The 14892-nt window shown below is 61.8% G+C and carries 11 protein-coding genes; 7 read left to right on the forward strand and 4 right to left on the reverse strand.

Annotated elements, in window-relative coordinates; genetic code table 11:
* Positions 1-46 precede the first annotated feature (46 nt).
* A complete protein-coding gene (locus FSO04_RS08675) occupies positions 47-1513 on the forward strand; it encodes a flippase (RefSeq protein ID WP_154559284.1) in 1467 nt (488 codons plus the stop codon).
* The gene (locus tag FSO04_RS08680; RefSeq protein WP_154559285.1) at positions 1510-3957 is read left to right on the forward strand and encodes a glycosyltransferase family 4 protein; all 2448 of its coding nucleotides are present in this window, start codon (positions 1510-1512) and stop codon (positions 3955-3957) included. Before FSO04_RS08675 ends, FSO04_RS08680 begins: the two co-directional genes overlap by 4 nt.
* Before the next feature lie 262 nt (positions 3958-4219).
* On the opposite strand, the gene FSO04_RS08685 is transcribed toward FSO04_RS08680, so the two are convergent.
* Positions 4220-5422 (reverse strand): acyltransferase family protein, encoded by a 1203-nt coding sequence (locus FSO04_RS08685; protein WP_154559286.1) that lies wholly within the window; start codon positions 5420-5422, stop codon positions 4220-4222.
* Positions 5423-5665: 243 nt separating this feature from the next.
* Between FSO04_RS08685 and FSO04_RS46290 the strand changes: the two genes are divergently transcribed.
* Positions 5666-5809 (forward strand): hypothetical protein, encoded by a 144-nt coding sequence (locus FSO04_RS46290; protein WP_165923841.1) that lies wholly within the window; start codon positions 5666-5668, stop codon positions 5807-5809.
* Positions 5810-6115: 306 nt separating this feature from the next.
* Positions 6116-7033 (forward strand): UTP--glucose-1-phosphate uridylyltransferase GalU, encoded by a 918-nt coding sequence (galU, locus tag FSO04_RS08690; RefSeq protein ID WP_154559287.1) that lies wholly within the window; start codon positions 6116-6118, stop codon positions 7031-7033.
* 182 nt (positions 7034-7215) lie between these two features.
* Here galU and FSO04_RS08695 read toward each other — a convergent pair whose 3' ends face one another.
* The 3 genes from FSO04_RS08695 to FSO04_RS08705 form a co-directional block, all read right to left on the reverse strand.
* Complete coding sequence (locus tag FSO04_RS08695) at positions 7216-9390, reverse strand: malate synthase G (protein ID WP_154559288.1); 2175 nt, start codon at positions 9388-9390, stop codon at positions 7216-7218.
* A 102-nt stretch (positions 9391-9492) separates the two neighbouring features.
* Positions 9493-9897 carry a heme-binding protein gene (locus FSO04_RS08700; RefSeq protein ID WP_054037573.1) on the reverse strand — a complete coding sequence of 135 codons (405 nt, stop codon included), beginning with the start codon at positions 9895-9897 and terminating at the stop codon, positions 9493-9495.
* Positions 9898-9933: 36 nt separating this feature from the next.
* Positions 9934-10197, reverse strand: coding sequence for a hypothetical protein (locus tag FSO04_RS08705; protein ID WP_154559289.1), 264 nt, complete (start codon positions 10195-10197; stop codon positions 9934-9936).
* A gap of 63 nt (positions 10198-10260) precedes the next feature.
* Here FSO04_RS08705 and FSO04_RS08710 point away from each other — a divergent pair, with 63 nt between their 5' ends.
* From FSO04_RS08710 to nirD, 3 genes are all read left to right on the forward strand, one after another.
* Positions 10261-11136 carry an MOSC domain-containing protein gene (locus FSO04_RS08710; RefSeq protein WP_154559290.1) on the forward strand — a complete coding sequence of 292 codons (876 nt, stop codon included), beginning with the start codon at positions 10261-10263 and terminating at the stop codon, positions 11134-11136.
* A gap of 787 nt (positions 11137-11923) precedes the next feature.
* Positions 11924-14464, forward strand: a complete 2541-nt coding sequence (gene nirB / locus FSO04_RS08715; protein ID WP_154559291.1) for a nitrite reductase large subunit NirB — start codon at positions 11924-11926, stop codon at positions 14462-14464.
* 35 nt (positions 14465-14499) lie between these two features.
* Positions 14500-14853 carry a nitrite reductase small subunit NirD gene (gene nirD / locus FSO04_RS08720; protein ID WP_154559292.1) on the forward strand — a complete coding sequence of 118 codons (354 nt, stop codon included), beginning with the start codon at positions 14500-14502 and terminating at the stop codon, positions 14851-14853.
* The last annotated feature ends 39 nt before the right edge of the window (positions 14854-14892 follow it).

Consider the following 14892-nt stretch of genomic DNA (forward strand, 5'->3'; position numbering starts at 1 on the left):
CTTTCTTCGCAATACCAGGCAAATGTAGTCAAACCCAAGGCATCCGATGGACAAAGGCATTCTCAAGAACGTAGCGATCAACTTCTTCGGGTTGGTGCTGCCGACTTTCGTCTCGCTCGTGACCGTGCCGTCGTATATCAAGCTGCTCGGCGTCGAGCGCTACGGCGTGATCAGTCTCGTGTGGACCCTGATCGGCTACTTCGGGATTCTCGATCTTGGCATGAGCATGGCCGCGCAGAATCACATCTCGAAGGCGCGCGCCTCGGGCGACAAGGGCGAGAGCGCGCGCGTGTTCTGGAGCGCGACGTGGCTCAATCTCGCGACGGGTGTGATCGGCGGCCTGATCATCTATTTCGGCGCGTTTCTGTACACCGCGTACTTCACCAAGGTGTCGCCCGAGTTGCAGCATGAGGTCTATATGGCGCTGCCGTGGCTCGCGGTGGCGATTCCGATTGCCAACGTGTCGTGGGTGTTCGCCGGTGCAATCAACGGCGCGGAGCGCTTTGGTGTCTACAACACCAACCAGACGATCGGCACCTTCCTGTTCCAGTTGCTGCCGCTCGGCGCTGCTTTGTGGCTGGGGGCGACCTTGCAGAACGTACTCGCCGCGGCGGTGTTCGCACGGATTCTCGCAGCGATTCTGCTGGGCCGCTCCGCGCTGAAGGTGTTGGACATCCGCAGTGTTCTGCCGCCGCAACTCGGCGTGGCAAAGGGGCTCTTCAACTTCGGCGGCTGGATGCTGATTGCGAGCGTCACTAACATGATCGCCGAATCGCTCGACCGCGTGATGCTCGGCACGAGTCTCGGCGCGCGTTTCGTCACCTACTACACGGTGCCGCAGAACCTCGTGACGCGTCTGAATATCGTGCCGACCGCGCTGGTGCGCACGTTGTTTCCACGCCTCTCAGCCGTGGGCCGCGCGGATGCGGACACCATCACGCAGCAATCGCTCGAATTCCTTAACGGCGTGTTCACGCCGGTCGCGTTGGTCGCGATGCTGGTGCTCGAACCGTTCCTGCATCTGTGGGTCGGCAATGAGATCGCCACCGTGGCCGCGCCGGTGGGCCGGATCATGATCGTTGCCGTGTGGCTCGTCGGCCAGGCGAACGTCACGCGGATTCTGATTCAGTCACAGGTCAACCCGGCCACCGCCGCGCGGGTCGGTTTGTTCGAATTGCCCTTGTTTGCAGGGGCATTGTGGCTCGGCATTACGCATTTTGGTTTGACCGGCGCGGCGATGGCCGTGGCCGGCCGGGCGCTGTTCGATTACGCGGTGCTGCTGCGCCTGTCGGCGATTCGCGCCCGCCAGATCGCGCTCGACATGCTCGCCCACCTCGCTTTTCTGCTGGCCAGCCTGTGGCTTGCCAGCTTCCTGCCGAGTCTCGCCTTGGCGATCGTCGCCGGCCTGTTGATGGTTGGCGCGAACGTCGCCTGGTCGATCACGATGACACCCGCTTTGCGCGATCTTGCGCGTTCACTGCTGTTGCGACTGAATCCGAGGAAAAGCGCATGAACCACGAAGTCCTTGAAGAAGCCGTGCTGCAACCCGCGACGCGCAGCGCACTGGCTGAACTCACCACCGTTCCCGGTGTTCAGGCGCCGTCGCGCCGCTCGGCGTTGCGTAGCGACAAGACGGTGCGTGTCGCGATCGTGCACGACTGGCTCGTCACCTATGCGGGCGCCGAGAAGGTGCTCGAACAGATTGTCGCGTGCTTTCCGGACGCGGACCTGTTCAGCCTCGTCGATTTTCTCGACGACCGCAGCTTTCTGCGTGGCAAGCCGGTCACCACCTCGTTCATCCAGAAACTGCCGCTTGCACGGACCAAATACCGCACGTATCTGCCCTTGATGCCGCTCGCGATCGAGCAGCTCGACGTGTCGGCCTACGACGTGGTGATTTCCAGCAGTCACGCGGTCGCGAAGGGCGTTCTGACCGGCCCCGATCAGGTGCATATCAGCTACGTGCATTCGCCGATTCGCTACGCATGGGATCTGCAGCATCAGTACCTGCAGCAGTCGAAGCTGACCGCCGGGCCGAAGTCCGCGATGGCGCGGCTGATTCTGCACTACATCCGCAACTGGGATATCCGCACGTCGAACTCGGTGGACGGCTTTGTTGCAAACTCCGATTTCATCGCGCGGCGGATCAGGAAGGTTTATCAGCGCGAAGCGCAGGTGATCTTTCCGCCCGTCGATGTCGAAGCGTTTGCGCTATGCACCGACAAGGATGATTTCTATCTGACCGCCTCGCGGATGGTGCCGTACAAGAAGATCGATCTGATCGTCGAAGCGTTCGCGCAGATGCCGGAGCGCAAGCTGGTGGTGATCGGCGACGGCCCCGATATGCAGAAGATCCGCGCGAAGGCAGGGCCGAATGTCGAGATCATGGGCTATCAGCCGTTCAAGGTGCTCAAGGAAAAGATGAGCCGCGCGAAAGCTTTCGTGTTCGCCGCGGAAGAAGACTTCGGCATTTCAGTGGTCGAAGCGCAGGCCTGCGGCACGCCGGTGATCGCCTACGGCAAGGGCGGGGCGCTTGAAACCGTGCGCGATCTGTCCGAGTCGCGGCCCACCGGCATGTTCTTCGACGAGCAGAACGTCGAGTCGATCATTGCGGCGGTCGAGCGTTTCGACGGCCACGTGAAGCGTTTTTCGCCAGTGGATTGCCGCGCGAACGCCGAGCAGTTCTCGGCCGCGAATTTCCGCGAACGTTTCTTCGCCCACGTGCGGGCTTCGGTGCCGGCATTGCGCTCGGCGACGCTGCCGCCGTACGTTCCGTATAAAGCAGAGCCGGGTGCCAACGCACCGCGCATCCTCGCGGTCGACCAGAGTGGGGTGCTCGGCGGCGCCGAGTTATCGCTGCTGGAAATCGTCAAAGCTTTGCGCTCGCGCATCGAAGTCGTACTGTTCGACGACGGCCCGTTCCGCACTGCTTTGGCGAAGGCTGGCGTGACTGTCAACGTGCTGGATGCCGGCGCATTGCGCAATGTGCGTAAGCAGGGCGGTTCGCTGCCGAAGGGTCAGGCGCTCAAGGGCTTGATGTCGCTCGTGCGCGCCACCGCGAAACGCGCGCGCGACGCCGAGGTGATCTATGCGAACACGCAGCGCGCGATGGTGATCGGTGCGATTGCCGGCAAGCTTGCCAGGCGGCCGGTGGTCTGGCATCTGCGGGATATCGTGAGTCCCGAGCATTTTGGCGGTAAGCAACTGGCGATTATCAAGTGGTGCGCGCGCCTCGGCCTCACGCACGTGATCGCCAATTCGGCGGCTTCCGCCCGCGCCTTCGCGGAACTCACGCACTTCGACAAAAAGCATATCGACGTGGTGTTCAACGGTATCTCCGCGGCGCCGTTCGACGCGTTGCGTACGGTCCCGCAAGCGACGTTGCGCCAGCGCCTGAACCTGCCGCAGGATGCGTTTCTGGTCGGCTCGTTCAGCCGCCTCGCGCGCTGGAAGGGCCAACACGTGTTGCTCGAAGCGATGGTCCTCAATCCGCAGATGCATGCGGTGCTGGTGGGCGCGCCGTTGTTCGGCGAGGACGCGTACGAGATCGAACTGCATGCTTTCGTCGCCGCGCATAACCTCGGTGGCCGGGTGCATTTCCTCGGCTTCCAGCACGACATTCCGGCTTGCATGTGCGCGGTCGATGCGGTCGTCCATACGTCGATTACGCCGGAGCCGTTCGGTCGCGTGATCGTCGAGGGGATGCTGGCGCAGCGGCCGGTGGTGGCGGCACGCGCAGGCGGCGTGCTGGAGATCATCGACGATTACGAGAACGGCGTGCTATGCACCCCCGGCGACGCGCATGGTCTCGCCGATACGCTCGCCGAGTTGCGCTCGAACGACGAGCTGCGTAACAGGCTGGTCAGAAATGGCTATCAGACGGCGTTGAGCCGGTTCGGGACGGCGACGTATGTGGAAGGTGTCGAGCGGATTCTGAAGCGCGTGGCGGGGCGTTGAGGGGCTTGTGCGGGCGCTTAAGCGGATGAACGTGCGAAGTGATTTAACGCGGGGGTAGGCAGGGACTCGGCCGGTTTCTGTCGTTAGCGCAGCGGAGCGAAAGTCCTGAGGACTTCCGCTCCGTTTTTTTCGCGCTACACACCACCTATGCAACTGGGTTGTACAACGTGATCCCGGCGGCAAGGCTTGCTCGCATTGTCGAAGGAGAAACCTGTTTCTGAAGTGAACATTGTGTTTCTCCGATCTTTCTACTGCATCGCTCTCAGGCTGGCTTCACTACATTCTTCGGTTTGAAACTCGCGGACCACTTCATCGCCGGCAGTTCGACCAGCCGGTAGAACACGTAGGCCACCGGCACGGCCACCAGCATGTAGCCGAACGACGGCCAGATCGACATCTGCAGCGACGAGCGGAACAGGATCGACGACAGCAGCACGAAGATGGGCAGATGGATCAGATACAGCGAGAAGCTGAAATCGCCGAACCGTGACAGGAGGCGCACGCCCGGGGTATCGGCATTGCGGCGTTCCAGTGCCTTGTACAGGTAGAACGCGAAACCGACGGCCCAGAGCTGGAACGCGCCGTACTGGCCGAAATGAAACGCCGCGCAGCCGAGCGCAATGAACGCCGCGGCGAGTGCGTAGAGCCAGACCGACGAACGCGCATCCGGCGCGCTACGGGCCTTCGCGTCGGCGATCCACGCGCCGAGCGTCCACGAAAACCAATAGGACGTGAAGAACTGCATGTCGTGGCGTTCGAGCACATAGGCGGACACCACGTTAATGACCGCGACGATCGCCAGCACGGAAGTCATGCCCAGACGCCGGCGCAGCGCGAACAGCAGCGGATAGATCGCGTAGAACTGCACTTCGAGCGATAGCGTCCAGAGCGCGCCGTTCGACCCAAACGTCTTGCCGGCCACGCCTTGCAGCGAAAACAGGTTGACGAGGAATGCCTGCAGGCCGATCTCGCGGATCTTGTGGTTGACCGGCGGCAACTGCAAGCTGGCCCAGTCGAGCGCAAAAGTCAGCACGAGCGCCGCCAGCAATACCGGATAAATACGCGCAAAACGGCGGATCCAGAAATTGCCGGTGTCGAGCCGGTAGTCGGGATTTTTTGCCAGACGTAGCGCGCCGCCGCGATGAATGCAGTAGCCGCTGATCACGAAGAAAATCGGCACGCCGGCCGAACCCCACGCAATCGGGAAGGTCAGGTAGGCGGCGATCGTACTCAGACTGAAAGAATGGCCGACGCTCTGGTGAAAGGTCTGCATGCCCACCCATTCGACCTGGCGGCAATGAAAATAGGCGACCAGAAGCGCGGCGAAGCCCCGCATGGCGTCGATTACATGTTCCTTGCCGGCGCTCTCGGCGCGCGCTTCGCTCTGCGCGCGCGGCGCGGCGGCCTTTCGTGACGGGGAAAGGGGCAGGGATGAGCCGGCGGCATCCAGTGCTGAGTCGCTCATGCGCGGTCCTTAATCTGAAGGAAGAAAAAGCTTATCCCCCGGGCACGCCGTGCGCGCCCGCGGTGCATCACATGCTAGTGCACCACGGAGGTAAAAAATCGATAAAAAATTGCGTGGGAAATCGAATTAAATGGCGATTTTGTGACGAAGTGTAATTCCGTATAAGTACTTGCTACATCGAATTATTTGCCGGTTTTGTTGTGCTAATTTAAGGCACGGATTCTCTTGACCAGAGGTGAAGTCATGAACCTGCATTTACTCGCCGGCATTGCCGTGCTGCTGATCCTTGTCGCCGCCTCCGCCTACCGGGAGGCGCTGCGCAACGAACCGATCCGCCGTTTTCGGATGAACCCGGGCAAGCTGCCCCAGCTCGACGAGAACGAATGATCTGTGTCCGGGAGCGCCGTCGTGCATCCACCATGCGCCCCCGGACGCGCGCGAGGTGACCTGCGATCCGCTTCGCCGGATACGTAAAATTTTCGGAATTTCAGAAAATAATTCGTTGCCGGTACGTAATTGTTTCCTGATGCATGTCACGATCCGGAATATCGAAAGCCAATCGAATTATTTATTCGAATCGAGAAAAATTAACGCACGAAATGGATTAATTTTTTTGTTAGTCTTTTCGGCGACATCGAGTGGCCGCGAGGCCCGCGAACACACTAATTTCTAACCGATGTGGGAATGCCAACCATGCTGAAAGTCACCAAAGCCGTGTTTCCCGTAGCGGGCCTCGGGACACGCTTTTTGCCGGCTACCAAAGCAAGCCCCAAGGAAATGCTGCCGATCGTCGACAAGCCGCTGATTCAATACGCGGTTGAGGAAGCGATTGCCGCCGGCATCACCGAGATGATCTTCGTGACGGGCCGCAGCAAGCGCGCTATCGAAGATCATTTCGACAAGTCCTACGAGATCGAAGCGGAACTCGAGGCACGCAACAAGCAGAAGCTGCTCGACCTCGTGCGCAGCATCAAGCCGGCTAACGTCGACTGCTTCTATGTGCGTCAGGCCGAAGCCCTCGGTCTGGGTCATGCGGTGCTGTGCGCCGAGAAACTGGTGGGCGACAGCCCGTTCGCCGTGATTCTGGCGGACGACTTGCTGCATAGCTCGAAGCCGGTGATGAGCCAACTCGTCGACACCTTCAACCACTATCACAGCTCGGTGATCGGCGTCGAAACCATCGCGCGCGAAGACAGCCGTTCGTACGGCGTCGTGGATGGCCGCGAGTGGGAAGACAATGTGATCAAGCTGTCAGGCATCGTCGAAAAGCCGGCGCCGGACAAGGCCCCGTCGAACCTCGGCGTGGTGGGCCGCTACGTGTTGATGCCGACCATCTTCAAGCATATCCGCGCGCTCAAGCCGGGCGCGGGCGGTGAGCTGCAATTGACCGACGCGGTGCAATCGCTGCTGACCGAAGAACAGGTGCTCGCGTACCGCTACTTCGGCACACGCTTCGATTGCGGCAGCAAGTTGGGCTATCTGAAGGCGACGGTGGAATTCGCGCTGCGTCATCCGGAAGTGAAGGCGGAATTCGAAGCGTATTTGCAAACCTATATGCAGGCGAATATGCAGGCCAGCGTGCCGGCGCAGTACACGGCTGAAGCAGCTTAACGTGTAGGAGACCTTTCACGCTTCACGCAGAAGCAACGCGCAGTACTACCGCGCAAATTAAAACGGGCGCCGCATGATGCGGCGCCCGTCTTTCTATCTGGCCTGGTTTGGGGCTGAGATTCAAGACTCAGGCGGGCCCGAAAGATCGAGCCTTATGCCTGGGCCACTGCCCAAAAAAGCCTTTACTGCGCCTTCTTCACTTCCAGCCGGAACTTATGCAGCAACGGTTCCGTGTAGCCGCTCGGTTGTTCACGTCCTTCGAACACCAGTGCCTGCGCGGCCTTGAACGCCAGCGTGTCGAAGCCCGGCGCCATCGGCTGGTAGTGCGGATCGCCCGCGTTCTGCTCGTCGACCACCTTCGCCATGCGCTTGAAGGTCTCTTCGACCAGCTCGCGCGTGACCACACCGTGATGCAGCCAGTTCGCAATGTGCTGGCTGGAGATGCGCAGCGTGGCGCGGTCTTCCATCAGACCGACGTTGTGAATGTCCGGCACCTTCGAGCAGCCCACGCCCTGATCGACCCAGCGCACCACGTAGCCGAGAATGCCTTGCACGTTGTTCTCGACTTCGCTGCGGATCTCGTCCGCGTTCCACTTCGCTTCGGCGACGACCGGGATCGTCAGCAGGCCGTCGAGCAGTTCGTCGCGAACCTTCGCGTAGTCCGTGCGTTCGAGTTCCTGCTGAACCGCCTGCACGTCGACCTGGTGATAGTGCAGCGCATGCAGCGTCGCGGCGGTCGGCGAGGGCACCCATGCGGTGTTCGCACCGGCCTTCGGATGCGCGATCTTCTGTTCGAGCATGGCGTGCATCAGGTCCGGCATGGCCCACATGCCCTTGCCGATCTGCGAGCGGCCACGCAGGCCCGCGCTCAAACCGACCAGCACGTTGCTGCGCTCGTACGCGGCAATCCATGCGCTCGACTTCATGTCGCCCTTGCGCATCATCGGGCCGGCTTCCATCGCCGTGTGCATTTCGTCGCCGGTGCGGTCGAGGAAGCCCGTGTTGATGAACGCGACACGCTCGGACGCTTCGCCGATACAGGCGAGCAGGTTGACGCTGGTGCGGCGCTCCTCGTCCATGATGCCCATCTTGATCGTGTTGCGCGGCAGCTTGAACAGGTCTTCGACGCGCGCGAACAGTTCGCTCGCGAACGCGACTTCGGCCGGGCCGTGCATTTTCGGCTTCACGATATAGATCGAACCGGTGCGCGAATTCAGCTTGTGCTTGCGGTCGTGCAGCGCGCACAGCGTGGTGATGACACCATCGAGAATGCCTTCCGGAATCTCCTTGCCGTCTTTCGTCAGCACGGCCGGATTCGTCATCAAATGACCGACGTTGCGGATAAACAGCAGCGAGCGGCCATGCAGCACGATCGGCGCCGTGCCGTTCGCGGCGGTGTACACGCGATCGGTGTTCAGACTGCGCGTGAAGGTCTTGCCGCCCTTCGTGACTTCTTCCGTCAGGGTGCCGTTCATCAGGCCGAGCCAGTTGCGATAGAGCTGGACCTTGTCGTCCGCATCCACTGCTGCAACCGAGTCTTCGCAGTCGATGATCGTACTCACCGCGGCTTCGACCAGCACATCCTTCACGTGCGCCGAATCGGTCTTGCCGATCGAATCGTTCGCGTCGATCTGGATTTCGAAGTGCAGGCCGTTGTGCTTCAACAGCACGGCGGACGGTGCGCTCGCGTCGCCCTGATAGCCGATGAACTGCGCCGGCGTTTTCAGTTCGGTCTTGCCGCTTTTCAGCGTGACGACGAGCTTGCCGCCTTCGACGCTATACAGCGTGGCGTCGACGTGCGAGCCGTTCGCGAGCGGGGCGGCCTGGTCGAGAAACTTGCGGGCATAAGCGATCACCGCGGCGCCACGCACCGGGTTGAAGGCCTTCTGCTTTTCTGCGCCGTTGGTCTCGGGGATCGCATCGGTGCCGTACAGCGCGTCGTACAGGCTGCCCCAGCGTGCGTTGGCCGCGTTCAGCGCATAGCGCTGATTCGACAGCGGCACGACGAGCTGCGGGCCGGCCTGTTCGGCGATTTCGGTGTCCACGTGGTCGGTCGTGGCTTTGACGCTTGCCGGCGACGGCACGATGTAGCCGATGCCTTCGAGGAAGGCACGGTACGCGCGCAGATCGCGCACCGGACCCGGATTGGCGCGATTCCATGTATCGAGTTCGGTTTGCAGGCGGTCGCGCTCGGCCAGCAGCGCACGGTTTTTCGGCGCCAGCTCATGCACGAGGGCGTCGAAACTTGACCAGAATGCGGCGCTGTCGATTCCGGTGCCGGGCAGGGCTTCGGTTTCGACGAACTGGTCGAGGTTGGCGGCGACTTGCAGTCCACCGCGCGTGTTCATCTGAGTCATCGACTGCTCCATCCTTGAATGGGACCGATGAGGGGGCATCGGTCCGTGTTGTGCTTCGTTTTTATTGCCGCCGCTTTGAACGGATTCCGAATGGCTCCGGACTTAAGCGGCGATTGCCTGAATACCCGCCTTGGCGATTTGTGCGTCCTGATCCGACTTGACGCCCGACACGCCGACCGCGCCGACCACCTGGCCGTCGACGATCACCGGCACGCCGCCTTCCAGCGTGCCTTGCAGCGGTGCGCTCAGGAATGCCGTGCGGCCATTGTTGATCATGTCTTCATATACCTTGGTTTCGCGGCGGCCGATCGCCGAAGTGCGGGCTTTTTCCGTCGCGATGTACGCGCTGGCCGGCGCGCTGCCGTCCAGACGCAGCATGCCGAGTTGATGGCCGCCGTCGTCGACCACCACGATGGCAACGGCCCACTGGTTCTTCTCGGCCTCCGCGCGAGCGGCTTCGAGGATTCGGGTCGTTTCGGCAACGGTCAACACGGGTTTGCTCAGCATAATGAATTTCCTGTTTCGTTTATGGTAGGGATGCTTCTACACGTTGAATCCAGTGACGCGCCGGAGTGTGCCCGGCGCCGGCTCTGTCTTTGCCCGAGCGGTTCGATTGTGGATTTTACGTCCAAGCGCTGTCGGAAGAAACGGCCGCATCGCCCGGCCGGTTTCAGGCAGCGCGTCGAATCCCGCCGGATTCGCGCTCGCGCGGCGCAAACTCTTGCGCAGCAGGCGTTCCGGGGCGGGCCGCTCAATACGAAGCTCAATACGCCGCTCAAGTTCGGCGCAACCGATATCCGGCAACACGCGCCGGCGCTTTACAATCGGAGTTCAACACAAAAAGCGCGTGTTTCCCACACCACTCACACTATGCCTACCATCAGCGAGCTTTTCGTCTATCCGATCAAATCCTGCGCCGGCATTGCGTTGAACGAAGCACGCCTGCTCGCCACCGGCCTCGAATACGATCGATGCTGGATGGTCACCGACCCGAGCGGCGCAATGCTCACACAGCGCGCGTATCCGCGCATGGCGCTGATCAGGGTCGAGCTCGGCGAACATGAACTCGTGATCCGCGCGCCGGGCATGAGCGAGCTGCGCACGCCGCTCGACGCCGCCGGGCTGAGCGCTCCGCAGAAGGTGCAAACCGTGGTCTGGGGCGACGCGGCCTATGGACTCGACACCGGAGAAGAGAGCGCAGCGTGGTTTTCAGCGTTTCTCGGCGTGCCGTCGCGGCTTCTGCGCTTCGATCCCGAACGCGAACGGCAGGTCGATCCGGACTACACCGCTAGCGTCCCCGGGGCCACCACGTATTTCGCCGATGGTTTTCCGCTGCTGGTGATCGGCCAGGCCTCACTCGACGATCTGAACGTGCGCCTGAACAGTAAAGGCGCGCCGTCGATTCCGATGGACCGGTTTCGCCCCAACGTCGTGCTGACGGGACTCGATGCGTACGAAGAGGATTATGTCGAGAGTCTGAGTGTCGACGGCGCAGAGGAGGAGGCCGTGCAACTGCAACTGGTCAAGCCATGCTCGCGCTGTCCGATGCCGACTATCGATCAGGCGAAGGGCGCGCGCGATCCCGATTGGCCGAACGAGCCGACCGACACGATGAGCGTCTACCGGGCGAATCCGCAGCGGGATGGTGCGGTGACATTCGGCAACAACGCGCTCGTCGCGCGCGGGGCCGGAGCGTGGCTGCGCGTCGGGCAAACGGTCGACGCTGAATTGGGCTTTGGCGATTAACGCCGGCCACGCCCGGTCAGCGCCGCGAGGATCACCGGCATCGGCACGGGCTTGACGAAATGATGATTGAATCCGGAGCGTAACGACTCGCGCCTGTATTGAGCAATTTGAAGTCCCGACAGAATCGAAGCTCACTATTCTGTTTTCTTCGGTCATTCCGGCAAGGTATCTGGCACGGCTTTCTTACGAACAAATTGCCGCTCGGGAGGACGAGGTAGCGCGAATCGCACGGGATAGCGAAGCGGGCAGCCGCATCTACGCCGTGTCCTCGATCCTGCGTCTGATCTGCAAGAACATCGGGTTGGGCTTCGCCACCATCGCTCCATAACGGCCGGCACACAGAGCGGATCTACAACCTGTGTAGGTATATTTCCATACCGATCGGTCAGATCGTGCGCGGTGAGTGTCGCTAAGTGCCGCGAAACACTGCCCGCACGCGTACGGTGCTGCGTCGCACCATCCCTGTGCCTCGCTGCATCAAGACGTGCCCCACATCCTGCTGACAGCAGACCCGTGTCATATGCCGCAAATCCCCGTTCCACGGCGCTGCAGCGGGAATCTCACTCAATTGGCACAACCTTTGCGTTAAGCCTTGCCATCGGATCAACGTGGATCCGCCGCGAGTGCAACAACAAAGTACTCGCCGCAGCACAGGTCAGGACAACGGCGTCCCCCGAACTCAGTCATCGACTGGGTTCGCGGGACGCCGTTTTTATTTCCGGAATCGCTTTCGCGCAGCAGCCAGCCGGCAGCGATTCGAGCCCAGCACATTGAGGAAGCCGCGGTCATGAAAATCATCGTTATCGGTCACGGGATGGTCGGCCACAAACTGGTCGAATGCCTGGCGCAAGACGCGGCGCATGGGCTCGACATCACCGTGCTGTGCGAGGAATCACGCCCGGCGTACGACCGCGTGCACCTGTCCGAATTCTTCGCGGGTAAGACGGCGGACGATCTGTCGCTCGTCGAGCCGGGTTTCTTCGAGCGCCAGAACGTCTTGCTGAAGCTCAATGCAAAAGCCGTGGCGATCGATCGCGACGCGCGCACCGTAACGGTATCGACCGGTGAAACCTTGCCGTACGACAAGCTGGTGTTCGCTACGGGTTCCTATCCATTCGTGCCGCCCGTGCAAGGCCGCGAACGCGCGGACTGCTTTGTCTACCGCACCATTGACGACCTCGAAGCGATGCAGGAATGCGGTGCCCGTTCGAAGACCGGTACGGTGGTCGGCGGCGGCCTGCTCGGTCTCGAATGCGCGAAGGCGTTGCGCGACATGGGGCTCGAAACGCACGTGGTCGAGTTCGCACCGCGCCTGATGGCGGTGCAAGTCGACGAAGGCGGCGGCCGCGTGCTGCGCGCCAAGATCGAAGAGCTGGGTGTGACGGTGCACACGCAGAAGAACACCTCGGCGATTGTCGATGGCGAGACGGGCACGCATCGCATGCAATTCGCGGACGGCAGTCACCTCGACACCGACATGATCGTGTTCTCTGCGGGCATTCGTCCGCGTGACGACCTCGCGCGTCAAAGCGGCCTTGCGCTCGGCGAACGCGGCGGCATCGTGATCGACAACGCGTGCCGCACCAGCGACTCGCACATCTACGCGATCGGCGAGTGCGCGCTGTGGGAGGGCAAGCTGTTCGGCCTCGTCGCGCCCGGCTACGAGATGGCACGCGCGGTGGCGAAGCAACTGCACGGCGACTCGGCGGAATTCGCCGGTGCCGACATGAGCACCAAGTTGAAGCTGATGGGCGTGGACGTCGCGAGCATCGGCGACGCGCATGGCAGCACGCCAGGCAGCCGCGCCTATCAGTTCAGCGACGAACGCAAGCAGGTCTACAAGAAGCTGGTCGTGTCCGAATGCGGCAAGTATCTGCTCGGCGGCGTGATGGTCGGCGATGCGAGCGAATACGGCACGCTGCTGCAGATGATGCTGAACCGGATCGAGTTGCCGGCGTCGCCCGAATTCCTGATCCTGCCGTCGTCCGACGGTCAGGCGAAACCGGCGCTCGGCGTCGAGGCATTGCCCGCCGGCGCGCAAATCTGTTCGTGCAACAACGTCTCGAAGGGTGACCTCTGTGCCGCCGTGTGCGCGGGCGCGACCGACATCGGCGCCTTGAAGTGCGCGACCCAGGCCGGCACGTCGTGCGGCGGCTGCGTGCCGCTCGTCACGCAGGTGATGAAGGCCGAGATGAAAAAGCAGGGCCTCGCGGTCAACAACCACGTGTGCGAGCACTTCCCGTATTCGCGCCAGGAGTTGTATCACCTCGTGCGCGTGGAGGGCGTGCGCAGCTTCGGCGAGTTGCTGTCGAAGCATGGCCACGGCCTCGGCTGCGATATCTGCAAACCGGCGGTGGCAAGCATTCTTGCGTCGTGCTGGAACGAATTCGTGCTGAAGAAGGAGCACGCGGCGCTGCAGGACACTAACGATTACTACCTCGCCAACATCCAGCGCGACGGCACCTATTCGGTCGTGCCGCGTATGGCCGGCGGCGAAGTGACGCCGGACGGATTGATCGCCGTCGGCCAGGTGGCGAAGAAGTACGGCCTCTACACCAAGATCACCGGCGGTCAGCGAGTCGATCTGTTCGGTGCTCGCGTCGAACAACTGCCGTTCATCTGGGAAGAATTGATTGCGGCCGGTTTCGAATCGGGCCATGCGTACGGCAAATCGCTGCGCACCGTTAAGTCGTGCGTCGGCTCGACGTGGTGCCGTTACGGTGTCGGCGATTCGGTGGGCCTCGCGGTTGAACTCGAGAATCGCTACAAAGGCCTGCGCACACCGCACAAGATCAAGTTCGGCGTATCCGGCTGCACTCGCGAATGCGCGGAGGCACAGGGCAAGGACGTCGGCATCATCGCCACCGAGAAGGGCTGGAACCTCTACGTGTGCGGCAACGGCGGGATGAAGCCCCGCCATGCCGAACTGCTTGCCTCGGACCTCGATAAGGAAACGCTGGTGCGCTACATCGACCGCTTCCTGATGTTCTACGTGCGCACCGCGGACCGTCTGCAACGCACCAGCGTATGGCGCGACAACCTCGAAGGCGGGCTCGACTATCTGATCGATGTGGTCGTGAACGATCACCTGGGTGTGGCCGCGGAACTCGAAGCGGAAATGCAGCACGTGGTCGACACCTACGAATGCGAATGGAAGAAGGCCGTCACCGATCCTGAAACGCGCAAGCGCTTCCGTCACTTCGTCAACAGCGGCGAGCCGGACAGCAATGTCGCCTTCGTCGAGGAGCGCGGTCAGATCCGGCCCGCGACGGTGGTCGAGCGCCGATCGAAGCTCGCTTCGATTCCTGTGGTTGCCGAAACCGTTTGATTCTTTTTTCGCGTTATTCACCGAGGACTTCCGCCATGAACCTTGACCGCCTTCCGCTTGCCTGGACGCCGATTTGCCCGCTCGACGAGATCGTCCCCAACACGGGCGTGTGCGCACTCGTCAACGGCGAACAGGTGGCGGTGTTTCATGTGAGCAACGGCGACGCGGACACCGTCGTGTATGCGATCGAAAACTACGATCCGGGCTCGCAGGCGGCTGTGCTCTCGCGTGGGCTGATCGGCAATCTCGGCGAGCGCCTCGTCGTCGCTTCGCCGATCTACAAGCATCACTTCGATCTGCGCACCGGCGAGTGCCTCGAAACACCGGCGTATTCCGTCAGCGCGTTCAACGCACGGGTGGAAAACGGGCAGGTGTGGGTCGCGGTGTGAGTCACTGATTTTTTGTCAACCTTCTCTTCTCGAACGACG

This window comes from Paraburkholderia madseniana, from assembly GCF_009690905.1.
Classification (GTDB): Bacteria; Pseudomonadota; Gammaproteobacteria; order Burkholderiales; family Burkholderiaceae; genus Paraburkholderia; species Paraburkholderia madseniana.

Coding starts and splice junctions, on each gene's coding strand:
- FSO04_RS08675 (WP_154559284.1), top strand. CDS start 47: ATGGACAAAGGCATTCTCAAGAACGTAGCGATCAACTTCTTCGGGTTG.
- FSO04_RS08680 (WP_154559285.1), top strand. CDS start 1,510: ATGAACCACGAAGTCCTTGAAGAAGCCGTGCTGCAACCCGCGACGCGC.
- FSO04_RS08685 (WP_154559286.1), bottom strand. CDS start 5,422: ATGAGCGACTCAGCACTGGATGCCGCCGGCTCATCCCTGCCCCTTTCC.
- FSO04_RS46290 (WP_165923841.1), top strand. CDS start 5,666: ATGAACCTGCATTTACTCGCCGGCATTGCCGTGCTGCTGATCCTTGTC.
- galU (WP_154559287.1), top strand. CDS start 6,116: ATGCTGAAAGTCACCAAAGCCGTGTTTCCCGTAGCGGGCCTCGGGACA.
- FSO04_RS08695 (WP_154559288.1), bottom strand. CDS start 9,390: ATGACTCAGATGAACACGCGCGGTGGACTGCAAGTCGCCGCCAACCTC.
- FSO04_RS08700 (WP_054037573.1), bottom strand. CDS start 9,897: ATGCTGAGCAAACCCGTGTTGACCGTTGCCGAAACGACCCGAATCCTC.
- FSO04_RS08710 (WP_154559290.1), top strand. CDS start 10,261: ATGCCTACCATCAGCGAGCTTTTCGTCTATCCGATCAAATCCTGCGCC.
- nirB (WP_154559291.1), top strand. CDS start 11,924: ATGAAAATCATCGTTATCGGTCACGGGATGGTCGGCCACAAACTGGTC.
- nirD (WP_154559292.1), top strand. CDS start 14,500: ATGAACCTTGACCGCCTTCCGCTTGCCTGGACGCCGATTTGCCCGCTC.